The organism is Scandinavium sp. (assembly GCF_032012665.1).
Lineage (GTDB): Bacteria > Pseudomonadota > Gammaproteobacteria > Enterobacterales > Enterobacteriaceae > Scandinavium.
This window is the reverse complement of sequence record NZ_DALZVG010000003.1, coordinates 115,952-131,732: the sequence shown is the minus strand read 5'-3', so window position 1 is coordinate 131,732 and position 15,781 is coordinate 115,952. Positions and strand designations below refer to the sequence as shown.

Genomic DNA, 15,781 nt, shown 5'->3' with positions numbered 1-15,781 from the left:
AACTTGCCAATCTCTTTCATATTATTTCCGACTGTTATTAGAGTTAGGTGGAAATGATAATTATTCAACTTTAAAAGAGAAGCCCGTCCATGGCAGAATGGCGCAACTGGCCACCTGGATGTCGCCATTAAGACAAAAGTTGTCTCTATACGCAGCAGTGCTCATAAATGGTGAGAATCGGACAAAGGCAGGTGAAGATGACAATCCAGCAGGCTATTGAAGGGCTGCGTCAGCTGAAATATATCCCGGGCAGCGAAGAGCCGGTTCATCAGCATGAACAAGGGCAGATGATTTATATGTTACGTGGGGTGGCGAAAATCGTCACTCCGCAGCATATCTGGTTACTTTCGCCCGGACGCGCCATCTGGCTGCCCGGAGGTTTATCACATGGTCTGCAGGCGATTGACCACGTGGTAACGCAAAATATCTACTTAACGCCTCAGGCTTCGCGCCAGTTTGGCTCTCATTGTCGTGGCCTGGCAGCAACGCCGCTCCTGCATACGCTGATTACGGCTGGCCTGGAAGAAGGGATCCTGGCGGAACGTCAGGCGCTGATTGCCGCGCTGTTAAACGATGAACTCTCCCGTTTACCAACCAGCATGCTTTGCCATGTGATCCTTCCTCGAGACCGGCGCGTGCGGCAGGTGTGTGATACGTTATGCCGCGAGCTGGACCATACGGCTACCCTGTCATGGTGGGGGCAAAAGGTCGGGGCCAGTGAACGCACGCTGGCAAGACTGTTTCGCGAGGAGACCAACCTCAGTTTCTCCGAGTGGCGCCAGCAGATCCGCCTGCTGGAAGCGGTGTGTAATCTTGCTCGCGGGGCAGCAATCGGCAAACTGGCGCATGAATTGGGTTATGCCAGCGCCAGCGCCTTTATCGCGATGTTCCGCAAGAAGCTCGGCGTCTCGCCGTTGCGCTATATTCAGACTGCGGGTGATATTGCTCCCTGACTCCGGACAGGCATTGGCTGGCCGTAATCCTTACTCTTCAGCGAATATAGCTGTACGCTGACCGTTCAGTCAGCCGATCCAGGACTCGTGCAAAGCCAGCTCGTTGTTCTGGTGAAAATATGTCGGAGCACGGCAAAGGAAACACGGCGTCATAATTGAGAGAGCAGTTCATATCTGCCATAGGTCATAATGAAAACGCACCCGGCTCCAACATTCATGCGATAGTAATCTTCGTTGCTCTTGTTATTTATCATGCACTTTCGGAACATGTTTTAAAATAACAAAACCCATTGAAATAGTGAATTAACCAACAACAACACAGGCTTATGCAAACGCAATTCCTGCTTTATGCCTTTACTTACCATTTATTATGTTTAGCAGAAACCATTCCGCAATAGCAATAAGTTTTTCATATAAAAAAATCAACCCTGACGGAATACTTGTTATTATTACAAAAAAAGCCAACTGTTGTAATATTGTTTCCCTTTTCAATTCAAGGATAGGTGAATTAGTAAAAACAAAGTACAATGTGAATACAGTTAAAAATATTGTCATCACTCTTTTCATATTAAAAATCATTATTAATACCTTAATTCCAAAATTATCTACTGCAAGTCGCCCCCGCTCCACCGCCAGAACAGTTATTTGAACCCACTTTCCCTCCGTTGCCGCTGCTCGCCCCGCCAGAGAAACATCCCCCCGCAATAGCTCCTGCCGCGAGAGTGCCCACAAAACCAATTCCACCGGTAATAACACCTGTAGCAATAGCCGCAGCAGTTATACCACCAACCAAACCTCCAGCAACACCTGCGCCACAACTTCCCGTTCCTCCAGCCGCAGCATAATTCGGTTGAAACCCGTTTGCCTGCCCTCCATAGGAAGTGCTACCTTTTGTCGTTCCACGATTTGCTGCACTCATCATGCTCTCACCGCCGCTGACTAACGCCATCTCATCTAAACTTAATTCTTTTATTTTTGTCATAAAGATTCCTTTTATTGGTTAGTCGCTTGCTTTCCGCCATTTAACTGTTACACATGCAAAAACTTATTTAAATAGTGAATCACTTAACAACAATGTAAGTTTATGTAAATATAGCTTCTTGATGATGTATCTTATATTTATCGCATCGAACTCTTTTAGTGCTTTACTCACAGTAATTCAGGGCTATTTAGAATTAAAGAGGAGACAAAGCAAGGTTAGCGAAGCTGACCACTAAGTCGCTTTCTTTTTATTGAGACAGAGGAAGGGACAGCCATTCATCACTTGCTGCCACAAAGCAAAACGCCCACAGATTTTCATCTGCGGGCGTCTTTATAAAAGTTGAAGCCGGCCGATAAGCCGCTTTCTTTTGGGCATAGCGTCGTGGACAGTCATTTATCTCACTCGCGCATAAAGCAAGAACCCCGCCGAAGCGGGGTTCTGAAAGAAGTTGAAGCTGACCGATAAGCCGGGTTCTGTCGTGGACAGTCATTCATCTAGGCCAGCAATCGCTCACTGGCTCAAGCAGCCTACCCGGGTTCAGTACGGGCCGTACCATGTGAACCCCTATTTGGCCTTGCTCCGGGTGGAGTTTACCGTGCCACGGACTGTTACCAGCCGCGCGGTGCGCTCTTACCGCACCCTTTCACCCTTACCTGATCCCGCTTACGCGGGCCATCGGCGGTTTGCTCTCTGTTGCACTGGTCGTGGGTTTCCCCCCCAGGCGTTACCTGGCACCCTGCCCTGTGGAGCCCGGACTTTCCTCCCCTTCGCCCGTCTCCCCCCGAGGGAGGACGACGACAAAGCGGCGACTGTCTGGTCAGCTTCGGCGCGCAGTATAGAGGGTTCGCATAGCTTTGTCACCCTTCGGGCTGCATCCCGGCCCGCAACGTGACGACAACGCCGTTAGCGAGTAACTTCCACTTTCGCCAGTTTTTCGTAATAGCAGGCCAGCGCGCTATGATCGGCGGTTCCCAGCCCGTCGGCGCGCAGTGCCTGCATCATCTCCATGACCGCTGCGGTCAGCGGCAGCTGTGCGCCCACGCCGTGAGAAGTATCCAGCGCATTGGCTAAATCTTTGATGTGCAGGTCAATTCGGAAGCCCGGCCTGAAGTTTCTGTCCATCACCATTGGCGCTTTGGCATCCAGCACGGTGCTTCCCGCCAGACCACCGCGAATAGCCTGATACACTAAGTCCGGATTCACACCCGCTTTAGTCGCCAGCGTCAGCGCCTCCGACATGGCCGCAATATTCAGCGCCACAATCACCTGATTGGCGAGCTTGGTGACGTTACCCGCGCCGATTTCACCGGTATGCACGACGGAACCTGCCATCGATTTCAGCAAATCGTAATAGCGATCGAAAATGGCTTTATCGCCCCCTACCATCACGGAGAGCGTACCGTCGATGGCCTTCGGTTCGCCACCGCTGACCGGCGCATCCAGCATCGCCACGCCTTTGGCCTTCAGCGCCTCGCTGATTTCACGGCTCGCCAGCGGCGCAATGGAGCTCATATCAATCAGCACCGTGCCCGGCTTCGCACCGTCAATAATGCCGTTCTCACCGAGCGCCACCTCCTTCACGTGCGGCGAATTCGGCAGCATGGTGATAATGACGTCGCACTGCTCAGCAATATCTTTGGCCGTGCTGGCGGCTTCCGCGCCCGCGGCAATCACTTCAGCCACCGCTTCAGGATTGCGGTCCGACACCACCAGCGAGTATCCCGCCTTCAGCAGGTTTTTACTCATCGGTTTACCCATAATGCCCAGGCCAATAAAGCCCACTTTCATCGTCATCTTCTGTTCCTTCTCAATTACGGTGGTGGTTATTTTTTAAAGGCGTCAGCCAGCTTTTGCATGGCGGAGCGGAATACGCCGAGATCGCTGCCGACGGCAACGAAGGTTGCTCCCCACTCCAGATAGCGACGGGCGTCGGCCTCAACGGGCGCCAGAATACCGCTCGGTTTGCCATGCGCTTTGGCACGCGCGAAGATGTGCTGAATGCATTTCTGCACCTCAGGATGCGACGCGTTACCAAGATGGCCCAGGGCTGCGGCCAGATCGCTCGGACCAACAAAAATGCCGTCCACGCCCTCGGTAGCTGCGATGGCATCGACGTTGTCCACCCCTGTCTGGCTTTCGATCTGCACCAGAACGGAAATGTTTTTATTCGACTGAGAAAAGTAGTCCGGCACGGTGCCAAACATATTGGCGCGGTGTGATACCGACACGCCGCGGATCCCTTCAGGTGGATAACGCGTGGAGGCTACCGCAAGAATGGCTTCTTCTTGCGTTTCGACAAACGGGATCAGGAAGTTATAGAAGCCGATATCCAGCAGGCGCTTGATAATGACCGGTTCGTTGGTCGGCACCCTTACCACCGGAGCGCTGGAGCTTCCCTTCAGCGCCATCAGCTGTGGAATAAAAGTCGAGATATCGTTGGGGGCATGCTCTCCATCCAACACCAGCCAGTCGAAGCCAGCCAGCCCCAGTACTTCAGTGCTGATTGGGTTCGCCAATGCTGACCAGCAGCCAATCTGGATCTGATGTGCCGCCAGCGCAGCCTTGAAGGTGTTCGGGAATATTCCGTTCGTCATGATTTCAGCCTTTGGTTATTTTATTCGTCAGTCAGTGAACCCCACGCCCTTCTTATTTATCTGCCGCCCAATGCGCAGGCTCTGAAATAAAAACCTGTTCAGTATAAGCAGCCCTGAAGAGTCGCGCATTGTGCAGGAAACCAATATCTTTACCCGTTTCTTTCATTGTCCTGTGCATCTGCACACCCTGATACGCGCTGCGCCACAGAACGTGATATTGCTGGCCCGGCGAGGTTTCCGGCGGCTTATTGAGTGATAGCGATCACATTTTCCCATGCATTCCCCCGGCATATTGGCGGCTCTTCATTTTCTTTATTTCGCTGTCTCTTTTCATACTGGAGAAAACGGAACAATGGCTGATATCGAAATCCGGGATAAGGCACCGCAGGCAATTTATATCAAAGTGCATGCCGCTGATAACGTCGCCATTATTGTTAACGATAATGGGCTAAAGGCAGGAACCTGTTTTGCCGACGGTTTGACGCTGGTGGAGCATATTCCGCAGGGCCACAAGGTTGCGCTGGAGGCTATTCCATGCAACGGCGAAATTGTCCGCTACGGCGAAGTCATTGGCTATGCGGTGCGGGATATCGCACAAGGCAGCTGGATTGATGAATCCACCGTCGCTCTGCCGGAAGCGCCGCCGCTGGCAACCCTGCCATTAGCCACGCGGGTGCCAGAGCCATTGCCTGCCCTGGAAGGCTATACCTTCGAAGGTTATCGCAATGCAGACGGCAGCGTCGGCACTAAAAACCTGCTGGGCATCTCCACCAGCGTCCACTGCGTGGCGGGCGTTGTGGATTTTGTGGTGAAAATTATCGAGCGCGACTTACTGCCCAAATACCCGAACGTCGACGGCGTGGTTGGCCTTAATCATCTTTACGGCTGCGGCGTGGCTATCAATGCGCCCGCCGCCATCGTGCCGATTCGCACCACCCACAATATCGCTCTGAATCCTAATTTCGGTGGCGAAGTGATGGTCGTCGGGCTTGGCTGTGAGAAGCTTCAGCCGGAGCGGCTGCTACAGGGGAGTGAAGATGTACAGGCCATTCCGGTGGACGGCGCCAGCGTTGTGCGTTTGCAGGATGAGCAGCACGTCGGTTTTCGCTCAATGGTCGACGATATTTTGCAGGTTGCCGAAAGACATCTGGCGAAGCTCAACCAGCGCCAGCGCGAAACCTGCCCGGCATCTGACCTGGTGGTCGGCATGCAGTGCGGCGGCAGCGATGCCTTCTCTGGCGTCACCGCCAATCCGGCTGTCGGCTACGCCTCAGATCTGTTGGTCCGCTGTGGCGCTACGGTGATGTTCTCGGAGGTGACTGAAGTGCGCGACGCGATTCACCTGCTCACGCCGCGCGCCATTAACGAAGAGGTCGGCAAACGCCTGCTGGAGGAGATGGCCTGGTACGATAACTATCTCGATATGGGCAAAACGGACCGCAGCGCCAACCCTTCGCCCGGCAATAAAAAAGGCGGGCTGGCGAACGTGGTAGAAAAAGCATTGGGATCGATTGCCAAATCCGGGCAAAGCGCGATTGTCGAAGTGCTCTCTCCGGGGCAGCGCCCGACGAAGCGTGGCCTGATATACGCCGCCACGCCCGCCAGCGACTTCGTCTGCGGCACGCAGCAGGTCGCCTCCGGGATAACGGTTCAGGTGTTTACCACCGGGCGAGGCACGCCTTACGGCCTGATGGCGGTGCCAGTCATCAAGATGGCAACGCGCACGGCGCTCGCCAACCGCTGGTATGACCTTATGGACATCAATGCAGGCACGATAGCCACCGGGGAAGAAACTATTGAGGATGTCGGCTGGAGGCTGTTCCACTTTATTCTGGATGTAGCGAGCGGGCGCAAAAAGACGTTTTCCGACCAGTGGGGGCTGCACAATCAGCTGGCGGTGTTTAACCCGGCGCCGGTGACCTGATTGTCTTGCAGGCTTCCAGGCCGGGTATGCGCCAGCGCTACCCGGCTCTTCCTTTTCCAAATCCCGCAATTACGCCTTCACCTGCAACACCTCAATTCCCACACGCTGCAGCTCTTTCAGGCTTTCTGCCGGAATACCTTCGTCGGTGATGATCATGTCGATACGCGGAGTATCGATAATTTTATGCAGGCTGGAGCGATTGAACTTGCTGGAGTCGGTCACCACGATGATGCGCTCGGCCACCTCGCACATCCGGCGGTTGAGACGAGCTTCATCTTCATTATGCGTGCTGACGCCGCGATCGGTGTCGATGGCATCCACCCCGAGAAACAGCATGTCGAAGTGGTAGTTCTGCAACGACTGTTCGGCCTGGTCGCCATAGAACGACTGCGACTGACGACGCAGATGCCCGCCGGTCATCAGCAGCTCAACCCCATCGGCCTCCAGCAGCGCGTTGGCGACGTTCATGCCGTTGGTCATGACGATGACCTCCGTGTGCTGGCGGAGCATTCTGGCAATCTCACAGGTGGTGGTCCCGGAATCCAGAATGATGCGATGGCCCGCTTTGATAAGGTCGGCAGCAGCACGGGCAATATTGCGCTTCACCCCGGTGTTGAGGGCGCTTTTGTCCTCCACCGACGGCTCGTGCACGGGCGTATTGCCCTCGCAAATTAGCGCTCCGCCGTAGGCGCGCACCGCAATCCCCTGTTTTTCCAGGAAAGCCAGGTCATTGCGGATAGTCACCGTGGAGACGCCAAAGGCGGCAGAAAGATCGTTAACCTGCACGCTTCCCTGCTGCCGCAACCGCTGGATAATCTGCTCACGCCTTTCGCTGGTGCCGCTAATGCGCTTTTCTGCGGACAATTCGCTGTTGCTCATAAGAGCTCCTTTAAGAAAAACTTTCGTTTCATTTCGTTTTAGCTATTAACGCCTTTCTTTTGCCGAAATGCAAGCGCTGCCCGCCTCGCCTTACGCGCTTATCTTTCCGCTGAAACCTTTCATTATGTTTCTTTTGTGAAACAGATCGGAAAACCATTATCTTTCGTTTTATTTTTAAAGCAGCATGATGCAGGATTAACTGAAACAAAACGAAAGATGAATACCATAACCATCCGAAACGGAGAGGAAAGTGAAACATCTTATTGATAGCGTCGCGCAGCATAAGAAAGGAAACGGCAACGGCATTTATGCCGTCTGTTCCGCACATCCGCTGGTGCTCGAAGCCGCACTCCGCTATGCCCATGCCCGGCAGACCCCGCTGCTGATTGAAGCCACCTCGAACCAGGTCGATCAGTTCGGCGGCTACACCGGCATGACCCCTGCTGATTTTCGCCGATTTGTTTGTCAGCTCGCCGGCAGGCTTAGTTTCCCTGAATCACGCCTCATTTTCGGCGGCGATCATCTGGGCCCAAATCGCTGGCAGAATTTACCTGCTGAAGAAGCCATGGCTAACGCCGACAGCTTAATCGAATGCTATGTCGCTGCGGGTTTCAAAAAAATCCACCTCGATTGCAGCATGTCCTGCGCGGGCGACCCGGTGCCGCTCACCGACGAAATCGTGGCTGAACGCGCCGCAAGGCTTGCAAACATCGCCGAGCAAACCTGTCGTGAGCATTTCGGCAGCGCCGATCTGGTGTACGTGATTGGCACAGAAGTGCCGGTGCCGGGCGGTGCACATGAAGCGCTAACCGAACTTGAGGTCACGACGCCGGATGCGGCCCGTGCGACGCTTGAAGCCCATCGCCACGCCTTTGAAAAGCAGGGGCTCAATGCTATCTGGCCACGCATTATTGCGCTTGTCGTCCAGCCCGGCGTCGAATTCGATCATACCCACGTGATTGACTATCAGCCGCAGAAAGCCGTAGCGCTGAGCGAGATGGTCAACGCGTTCGACACCCTCGTTTTTGAAGCGCACTCCACCGATTATCAGACGCCGCAGGCGCTGCGCCGGCTGGTGAAAGATCATTTCGCCATCCTCAAGGTCGGCCCGGCGCTCACCTTTGCGCTGCGCGAAGCTTTGTTCTCTCTGGCTGCCATCGAAGAAGAGCTGCTGCCCGCCAAAGCCTGTTCCGGCCTGCGCCATGTGCTGGAAACCGTCATGCTGGATCGGCCGGAATACTGGCAAAGCCACTATCACGGAGATGGCAATACCCGTCGTCTGGCCCGAGGCTACAGCTACTCTGACCGCGTGCGCTACTACTGGCCGGACAGCCAAATTGATGATGCGTTTGAGCGACTGGTGCGCAATCTGGCCGACGACCCCATTCCGCTGCCGCTGATCAGCCAGTACCTGCCGCTGCAGTACGTAAAAGTCCGCGAGGGCGATCTCAATGCGGCACCGCGGGACCTCATCCTCGACCATATCCAGGACATACTTCGCCAGTACCACGCGGCCTGTCAGGGCGAAACGTCCCCTAACGCATAACAACGAAGAGGAAAACAGTATGCCAAACATTGTGTTAAGTCGGATTGATGAGCGCCTGATCCACGGTCAGGTTGGCGTGCAGTGGGTCGGCTTCGCCGGGGCGAATCTGGTACTGGTGGCCAACGATGAAGTGGCTGACGATCCGGTTCAGCAAAACCTGATGGAGATGGTGCTGGCGGAAGGGATCGACGTGCGTTTCTGGCCGCTGCAAAAGGTGATCGACAACATTCACCGGGCGGCGGATCGGCAGAAAATCCTGCTGGTTTGTAAATCCCCCGCTGACTTTATAAAGCTGGTTGAGGGCGGCGTGCCGGTGACGCGCATCAACGTAGGAAACATGCATTACGCCAACGGCAAACAGCAAATTGCCAAAACGGTTTCTGTCGACGCCAGCGATATTGCCGCATTCAACGGGCTGAAAGACGCTGGGGTTGCCTGCTTCGTGCAGGGCGTGCCGACCGAGCCCGCTTTAGATCTCTTTAAACTACTCTGAGGGATTCATAATGGAAATCAGTCTGTTGCAGGCTGTTGCGCTGGGCCTTCTCGCCTTTGTTGCTGGCCTCGATATGTTCAACGGGTTAACCCATATGCACCGGCCGGTCGTATTGGGGCCGCTGGTTGGTCTGGTCCTGGGCGACCTGCACACCGGGATCCTGACCGGCGGGACGCTGGAGCTGGTGTGGATGGGCCTGGCGCCGCTGGCCGGAGCGCAGCCACCGAACGTCATTATCGGCACCATCGTCGGTACCACGTTTGCTATCTCGACTGGCGTCAAACCTGAAGTGGCGGTCGGCGTGGCTGTACCGTTCGCCGTGGCGGTACAAATGGGCATTACGTTCCTCTTCTCGGTGATGTCCGGCGTGATGTCCCGCTGCGACCGCATGGCGGCAAACGCCGATGTGAAAGGCATCGAGCGGGTGAACTATCTGGCGCTGCTGGCACTCGGCGTGTTCTATTTTCTCTGCGCTTTCCTGCCGATTTACTTCGGCGCTGAACACGCGAAAACCGCCATCGACGTCCTGCCCGCTCGCCTGATCGACGGTCTTGGCGTAGCGGGCGGCATCATGCCCGCCATCGGTTTCGCCGTACTGCTGAAAATCATGATGAAAAACGTCTACATCCCTTATTTCATCATCGGCTTTGTCGCCGCCGCCTGGTTGAAATTACCGGTGCTGGCGATTGCTGCCGCGGCGCTGGCAATGGCGCTTATCGATCTGCTGCGTAAATCTCCAGAACCGGCTGCCCCGGCAGCACAGAAAGAGGAATTCGAAGATGGCATCTGAACATACCACCCTGCCGGGCGTCGTCGACGGTGAGCAGACGCTGCTGACAGACGTGAATGAAAATATCTATGAAGATCAGAAGCTCGGTGCGGAGCTCACCCGTAAGGACATTAACCGCGTGGCCTGGCGTTCGATGCTGTTGCAGGCTTCCTTTAACTACGAGCGTATGCAGGCTTCGGGGTGGCTGTATGGCCTGCTGCCCGCGCTGAAAAAGATCCACACCAACCCCCGCGACCTGGCGCGCGCCATGAAGGGCCACATGGGTTTCTTCAACACCCATCCGTTCCTGGTGACGTTCGTCATCGGCATTATTCTCGCGATGGAGCGCTCCAAGCAGGATGTGAACAGCATTCAGAGCACCAAAATTGCGGTTGGCGCACCGCTCGGCGGCATCGGTGATGCGATGTTCTGGCTGACGCTGCTACCCATTTGCGGCGGCATCGGCGCGAGCCTGGCGCTTCAGGGCTCGATTCTCGGCGCTGTGGTGTTCCTGGTGCTGTTTAACGTGGTGCATCTCGGCCTGCGTTTTGGGCTGGCGCATTACGCCTACCGCATGGGCGTGGCGGCAATCCCGCTGATTAAGGCCAATACGAAAAAAGTCGGTCATGCCGCCTCGATTGTCGGGATGACGGTGATTGGCGCGCTGGTCGCGACCTACGTGCGCCTGAATACCACGCTCGAAATTACCGCCGGTGATGCGGTAGTGAAGCTGCAAACCGATGTGATCGATAAGCTGATGCCCGCCTTCCTGCCGCTGGTCTATACCCTGTGCATGTTCTGGCTGGTGCGTCGGGGCTGGAGTCCGCTGCGCCTGATTGGTATCACCGTGCTGCTCGGCGTGGTCGGTAAATTCTGTCACTTCCTGTAAAAACAAAGAGGTACGCGATGTTAGGCATTATTTTGACCGGCCACGGCGGATTTGCCAGCGGGATGGAAAAGGCGATGAAGCAAATCTTAGGCGAGCAGTCGCACTTTATCGCCATCGACTTTCCTGAAACTTCCACCACGGCACTGCTTACCGAACAGCTAACGCAGGCGGTGGATGCGTTGGATCCCCAGCACGAAATAGTCTTTCTGACCGACCTGCTTGGGGGCACACCTTTTCGCGTCGCATCAACGCTGGCAATGCAAAAGCCGGGACGAGAGGTGATCACCGGCACCAATCTGCAGCTGCTGCTTGAAATGGTACTCGAGCGAGACGGATTAAACAGCGAAACCTTCCGCGTACAGGCGCTGGAATGCGGACACCGCGGGCTGACCAGCCTGGTCGATGAACTGGGGCGCTGCCGTGAGGCAAAGCCCGTTGAGGAAGGGATCTGAGCTCGCTTCAGGGTTAATAATTCAGGTCTGGCTCTCCCCCTGTAGACCTTTCATTTTGCATCATATTGGCCTGCATGAAGGTAGTGCCAGGCCTTTCTTTTCCTTTCACGAAATCTTTCCCGATTCCACTCATTTAAATAAATTATTTATTTTTCATAAAGTTAAACAAGAACACCCGTTGGCGGTCACAAATTTCATCATATTTCGCTTTCTTTCATTGATGTTTCAATTTCTTTTCTATAGATTTTATTTAACGAAACAGATAAACAAGTGAAACGAAACGAAAGACAGCGACACGTACCCGCGTCCACTGTGGAACTCACGCGACTAAGGAATGAGCTATGCCCGAAACGATCACCTCCGTCACCGGTACCTGGACCGAAACCGAGATCCGCCAGCAGCCCGCCAGCTGGATCCGCTCCCTGACTAACCTCGATAAGCTCCGCCCTGCGCTGGACGGTTTTCTTACCCCGCTGCTGCGCAAAAAAAATCTGCGAATTGTTCTGACCGGCGCGGGCACCTCGGCGTTTATCGGCGATATTATTGCACCGTGGCTCTCACGCCATACCGGGCTCAACATCAGCGCGGTGCCAACCACGGACCTGGTCACCAACCCGATGGACTACCTGAACGCGGCGCACCCGCTGCTGCTGGTCTCTTTCGCCCGCTCAGGCAACAGCCCGGAAAGCCTGGCCGCCGTTAACCTTGCCAATCAGCTTGTGCCGGAGTGCTATCACCTGCCCATTACCTGCAACGAAGCCGGCAGCCTTTACCAGAACGCTCTGGACAGCGATAACGCGTTCGCTCTGCTGATGCCCGCCGAAACGCACGATCGCGGCTTCGCGATGACCAGCAGTATCACCACCATGATGGCGAGCTGCCTTGCCGTCTTCGCACCAGACACCATCAACAGCCAGACCTTCCGCGATGTAGCAGACCGCTGCCGGGCGATTCTCGATTCTCTTGGCGATTTTCGCAGCGGCGTGTTCGGTTACGAGCCATGGGAACGCATCGTCTATCTCGGCAGCGGCGGCTTGCAGAGCGCTGCTCGTGAATCCGCACTGAAAGTGCTGGAGCTGACGGCCGGTAAGCTGGCGGCGTTTTATGACTCACCGACAGGTTTCCGCCACGGACCAAAATCGTTGATCAATGCACAAACGCTGGTGGTGGTGTTTGTTTCCAGCCACCCGTATACCCGCCAGTACGATCTCGATCTTCTGGCAGAGCTGCGCCGCGATGGAGAAGCGATGCGGGTAGTGGCCGTCGCCGCCGAAACGGACGAACTGATAGCAGCAGGCCCGCATATCCTGCTGCCGCCAGCGCGGCCCTTCATCGATATGGAGCAGGTGTTCTGCTTCCTGATTTACGCACAAGTTTTTGCCCTGACGCAGTCTCTGAGCATCGGCAACACACCGGATACGCCTTCCGCCAACGGCACGGTCAATCGTGTGGTTCAGGGCGTTGTCATCCACCCGTGGAAGGCATAAGAGGAGAAGACAATGAGCATCATCTCTACCAAATATCTGCTTCAGGACGCGCAGGCCAACGGCTACGCGGTTCCGGCCTTTAATATTCACAACGCCGAGACGATCCAGGCGATCCTCGAAGTGTGTAGCGAACTGCAATCGCCAGTGATCCTCGCCGGGACGCCGGGCACCTTCAAACACATCGCCCTCGAAGAGATCTTCGCGCTGTGCAGTGCCTACTCCACCAGCTACAGCATGCCGCTGGCGCTGCATCTCGATCACCATGAATCGCTGGAGGATATCCGTCGCAAGGTCCATGCCGGGGTGCGCAGCGCAATGATCGACGGTAGCCATTACCCGTTTGAGCAAAACGTAAAGCTGGTGAAATCAGTGGTCGATTTCTGCCATCAGAACGATTGCAGCGTTGAAGCGGAGCTTGGACGTCTGGGTGGCATGGAGGATGATATGAGCGTTGATGCAGAAAGCGCTTTCCTGACCGACCCACAGGAGGCGAAGCGCTTTGTTGAGCTGACCGGCGTCGACAGCCTGGCGGTGGCGATTGGCACCGCGCATGGACTCTACACGAAGCGCCCGAAAATCGATTTTCAGCGGCTGGCGGAAATCCGTGAAGTGGTCGACATTCCGTTGGTGCTCCACGGCGCGAGCGACGTACCGGATGAGTTTGTACGCCGCACCATTGAGCTTGGCGTATGCAAAGTGAACGTGGCGACCGAGCTGAAAATCGCCTTTGCCACCGCGGTTAAAGAGTGGTTTGCCGAGAACCCGGAAGGCAACGATCCAAGGTATTACATGCGCGTCGGCATGAACGCCATGAAAGAGATCGTCAGACAAAAAGTCGCCGTTTGCGGGTCCGCCCATCGCCTGCGTCTTCCCGCAGAAGCCTGATCTGCCCGTAAGGACATACCTGATGAAAAAAGTATCCACGCTTTCGCTGTTGGCTTTACTGGTTACAAACGGCGCTTTTGCCACAAGCTTTACCCTCAATAATGACAACCTCAGCGTCTCCTTTGACGACGCGAACTCGGCGCTGGTGGTGAAAGATGTACATTCCAGCCACCCGCTTTCACCGCAGGAGCTGTTTTTTCTGACGCTGCCGGATGAGACGGTTATCCACACTGCCGATTTCAAGGTGAAACACGTTGAGAAACAGGACAATGCGATTGTGATTGATTACTCGCATCCTGATTTCAACGTCACCGTGAGCGTAAATCTGATCAAGGGTAAATATGCGAGTCTCGATTACACGCTTTCTGCCGTAGGCAAAGCGCGTGAAGTGGCAAAAATCACCTTCTTCCCGACCAAAAAGCAGGCTCAGGCGCCGTTTGTTGACGGCGCGATCAACAGTTCGCCCATCGTGGCGGATTCGTTCTTTATGCTGCCGGGCAAACCCATTATTAATACCTATGCCTACGAGGCGACCACCAACCTTAGCGTCGAGCTGAAAACGCCGATTCAGACGGATACGCCGGTCAGCTATACCACTTACTTTGGCACCTTCCCAGAAACCAGCCAGCTGCGCCGTAGCGTGAATGAGTTCATTGAGGCCGTTCGCCCTCGCCCTTACAAGCCCTACCTTCACTACAACAGCTGGATGGATATCGGCTTCTTCACTACCTACAGCGAACAGGACGTTTTAGGGCGGATGGATGAGTGGAACAAAGCGCTCATCACCGGGCGCAGCGTGCCGCTTGATGCCTTCCTGCTGGATGACGGATGGGACGATCGCACTGGCCGCTGGCTGTTTGGCCCAGCGTTCAGCCACGGATTTGGCAAAGTGCGGGAAAAAGCAGACAGCCTACACAGTTCGGTCGGGCTCTGGCTTTCACCGTGGGGTGGGTATAACAAGCCGCGGGATATTCGCGTCTCGCACGCAAAAGAGTATGGTTTCGAAACCGTTGACGGGAAATTTGCCCTTTCCGGCCCGCGCTATTTTGACAACTTCAACGAGCAAATCATCAAGCTGATTAAGGACGAGCATATTACCTCGTTCAAGCTCGACGGCATGGGTAACGCCAATTCGCACATCAAAGGCAGCAAGTTTGCCTCCGACTTTGATGCCTCCATTGCGCTGCTGCACAACATGCGACAGGCCAACCCAAATCTGTTTATCAACCTGACCACCGGCACCGACGCCAGCCCGTCCTGGCTGCTGTACGCCGATTCCATCTGGCGTCAGGGTGATGACATCAATCTTTATGGCCCGGGAACACCCGTGCAGCAGTGGATGACCTATCGTGATGCGGAAACGTATCGCTCTATCGTGCGTAAAGGCCCACTGTTCCCGCTTAACTCACTGATGTATCACGGCATCGTCAGCGCCGAACATGCCTATTACGGGCTCGAAAAAGTACAGACCGACAGCGACTTTGCCGATCAGGTCTGGAGCTATTTCGCCACCGGTACGCAGCTCCAGGAGCTTTACATCACTCCGTCGATGCTGAATAAAACCAAGTGGGACACGCTGGCGCAGGCGGCCAGGTGGTCAAGGGATAACGCTAAAGTGTTGGTGGATACCCACTGGATTGGCGGCGACCCAACGAAACTTGAAGCTTATGGCTGGGCATCGTGGAGCAAACAGAAAGCCATTCTGGGCCTGCGCAACCCGTCCGATAAGCCACAGACTTACTATCTGAATCTGGTGAAAGACTTCGAAATCCCGCGGGGTGAGGCGACACAATTATCGCTGAAAGCGGTATATGGTGATAACACAACGGTGCCTGCTGACTACAAAGATGCAATCGTAGTCACGCTTAAACCGTTTGAAACGCTGGTCTTTGAAGCCATGCCGGTGAAATAAACAAGAAAGGCCCGGC

14 protein-coding genes and 1 other RNA gene are annotated in these 15,781 nt (G+C 55.1%); 10 read left to right on the top strand and 5 right to left on the bottom strand.

The window, feature by feature from the left end:
* Window positions 1–197: 197 nt before the first annotated feature.
* Window positions 198–953: a helix-turn-helix transcriptional regulator gene (locus RTU33_RS04055; RefSeq protein WP_312625484.1), complete on the top strand. Its 756-nt coding sequence runs from the start codon at window positions 198–200 to the stop codon at window positions 951–953.
* Between the two features lie 354 nt (window positions 954–1,307).
* Here RTU33_RS04055 and RTU33_RS04050 read toward each other — a convergent pair whose 3' ends face one another.
* From RTU33_RS04050 to garL, 4 genes are all read right to left on the bottom strand, one after another.
* A complete protein-coding gene (locus RTU33_RS04050; protein ID WP_312625482.1) occupies window positions 1,308–1,697 on the bottom strand; it encodes a hypothetical protein in 390 nt (129 codons plus the stop codon).
* 684 nt (window positions 1,698–2,381) lie between these two features.
* Window positions 2,382–2,760: RNase P RNA component class A (rnpB, locus tag RTU33_RS04045), an RNA gene on the bottom strand.
* A gap of 78 nt (window positions 2,761–2,838) precedes the next feature.
* The gene (gene garR, locus RTU33_RS04040) at window positions 2,839–3,729 is read right to left on the bottom strand and encodes a 2-hydroxy-3-oxopropionate reductase (RefSeq protein ID WP_312625480.1); all 891 of its coding nucleotides are present in this window, start codon (window positions 3,727–3,729) and stop codon (window positions 2,839–2,841) included.
* 29 nt (window positions 3,730–3,758) lie between these two features.
* Window positions 3,759–4,529: a 2-dehydro-3-deoxyglucarate aldolase gene (garL, locus tag RTU33_RS04035; protein ID WP_312625478.1), complete on the bottom strand. Its 771-nt coding sequence runs from the start codon at window positions 4,527–4,529 to the stop codon at window positions 3,759–3,761.
* 352 nt (window positions 4,530–4,881) lie between these two features.
* On the opposite strand from garL, the gene garD reads away from it, so the two are divergent.
* On the top strand, window positions 4,882–6,453 hold the full coding sequence (gene garD, locus RTU33_RS04030) for a galactarate dehydratase (RefSeq protein ID WP_312625477.1): 1,572 nt from the start codon (window positions 4,882–4,884) through the stop codon (window positions 6,451–6,453).
* 69 nt (window positions 6,454–6,522) lie between these two features.
* Here the strand turns inward: garD and RTU33_RS04025 are convergent, their stop codons facing one another.
* Window positions 6,523–7,332, bottom strand: a complete 810-nt coding sequence (locus RTU33_RS04025) for a DeoR family transcriptional regulator (RefSeq protein ID WP_312625476.1) — start codon at window positions 7,330–7,332, stop codon at window positions 6,523–6,525.
* Between the two features lie 250 nt (window positions 7,333–7,582).
* Between RTU33_RS04025 and kbaZ the strand changes: the two genes are divergently transcribed.
* The 8 genes from kbaZ (at window position 7,583) to RTU33_RS03985 (ending at window position 15,765) form a co-directional block, all read left to right on the top strand.
* A complete protein-coding gene (gene kbaZ, locus RTU33_RS04020; RefSeq protein ID WP_312625475.1) occupies window positions 7,583–8,878 on the top strand; it encodes a tagatose-bisphosphate aldolase subunit KbaZ in 1,296 nt (431 codons plus the stop codon).
* 19 nt (window positions 8,879–8,897) lie between these two features.
* Complete coding sequence (gene agaV, locus RTU33_RS04015; RefSeq protein ID WP_312625474.1) at window positions 8,898–9,371, top strand: PTS N-acetylgalactosamine transporter subunit IIB; 474 nt, start codon at window positions 8,898–8,900, stop codon at window positions 9,369–9,371.
* Window positions 9,372–9,381: 10 nt separating this feature from the next.
* Entirely contained in the window at window positions 9,382–10,161 is a 780-nt protein-coding gene (gene agaW / locus RTU33_RS04010; RefSeq protein WP_312625473.1) for a PTS N-acetylgalactosamine transporter subunit IIC, read from the top strand.
* Window positions 10,151–11,029, top strand: a complete 879-nt coding sequence (gene agaE, locus RTU33_RS04005) for a PTS N-acetylgalactosamine transporter subunit IID (RefSeq protein WP_312625472.1) — start codon at window positions 10,151–10,153, stop codon at window positions 11,027–11,029. Before agaW ends, agaE begins: the two co-directional genes overlap by 11 nt.
* 17 nt (window positions 11,030–11,046) lie before the next feature.
* Window positions 11,047–11,481: a PTS galactosamine/N-acetylgalactosamine transporter subunit IIA gene (gene agaF, locus RTU33_RS04000; protein WP_312625471.1), complete on the top strand. Its 435-nt coding sequence runs from the start codon at window positions 11,047–11,049 to the stop codon at window positions 11,479–11,481.
* 341 nt (window positions 11,482–11,822) lie between these two features.
* Entirely contained in the window at window positions 11,823–12,968 is a 1,146-nt protein-coding gene (locus RTU33_RS03995; RefSeq protein WP_312625470.1) for an SIS domain-containing protein, read from the top strand.
* A gap of 12 nt (window positions 12,969–12,980) precedes the next feature.
* Complete coding sequence (gene kbaY / locus RTU33_RS03990) at window positions 12,981–13,853, top strand: tagatose-bisphosphate aldolase subunit KbaY (RefSeq protein WP_312625469.1); 873 nt, start codon at window positions 12,981–12,983, stop codon at window positions 13,851–13,853.
* 22 nt (window positions 13,854–13,875) lie between these two features.
* Window positions 13,876–15,765 carry an enterotoxin gene (locus RTU33_RS03985; protein WP_312625467.1) on the top strand — a complete coding sequence of 630 codons (1,890 nt, stop codon included), beginning with the start codon at window positions 13,876–13,878 and terminating at the stop codon, window positions 15,763–15,765.
* Window positions 15,766–15,781: the final 16 nt, after the last annotated feature.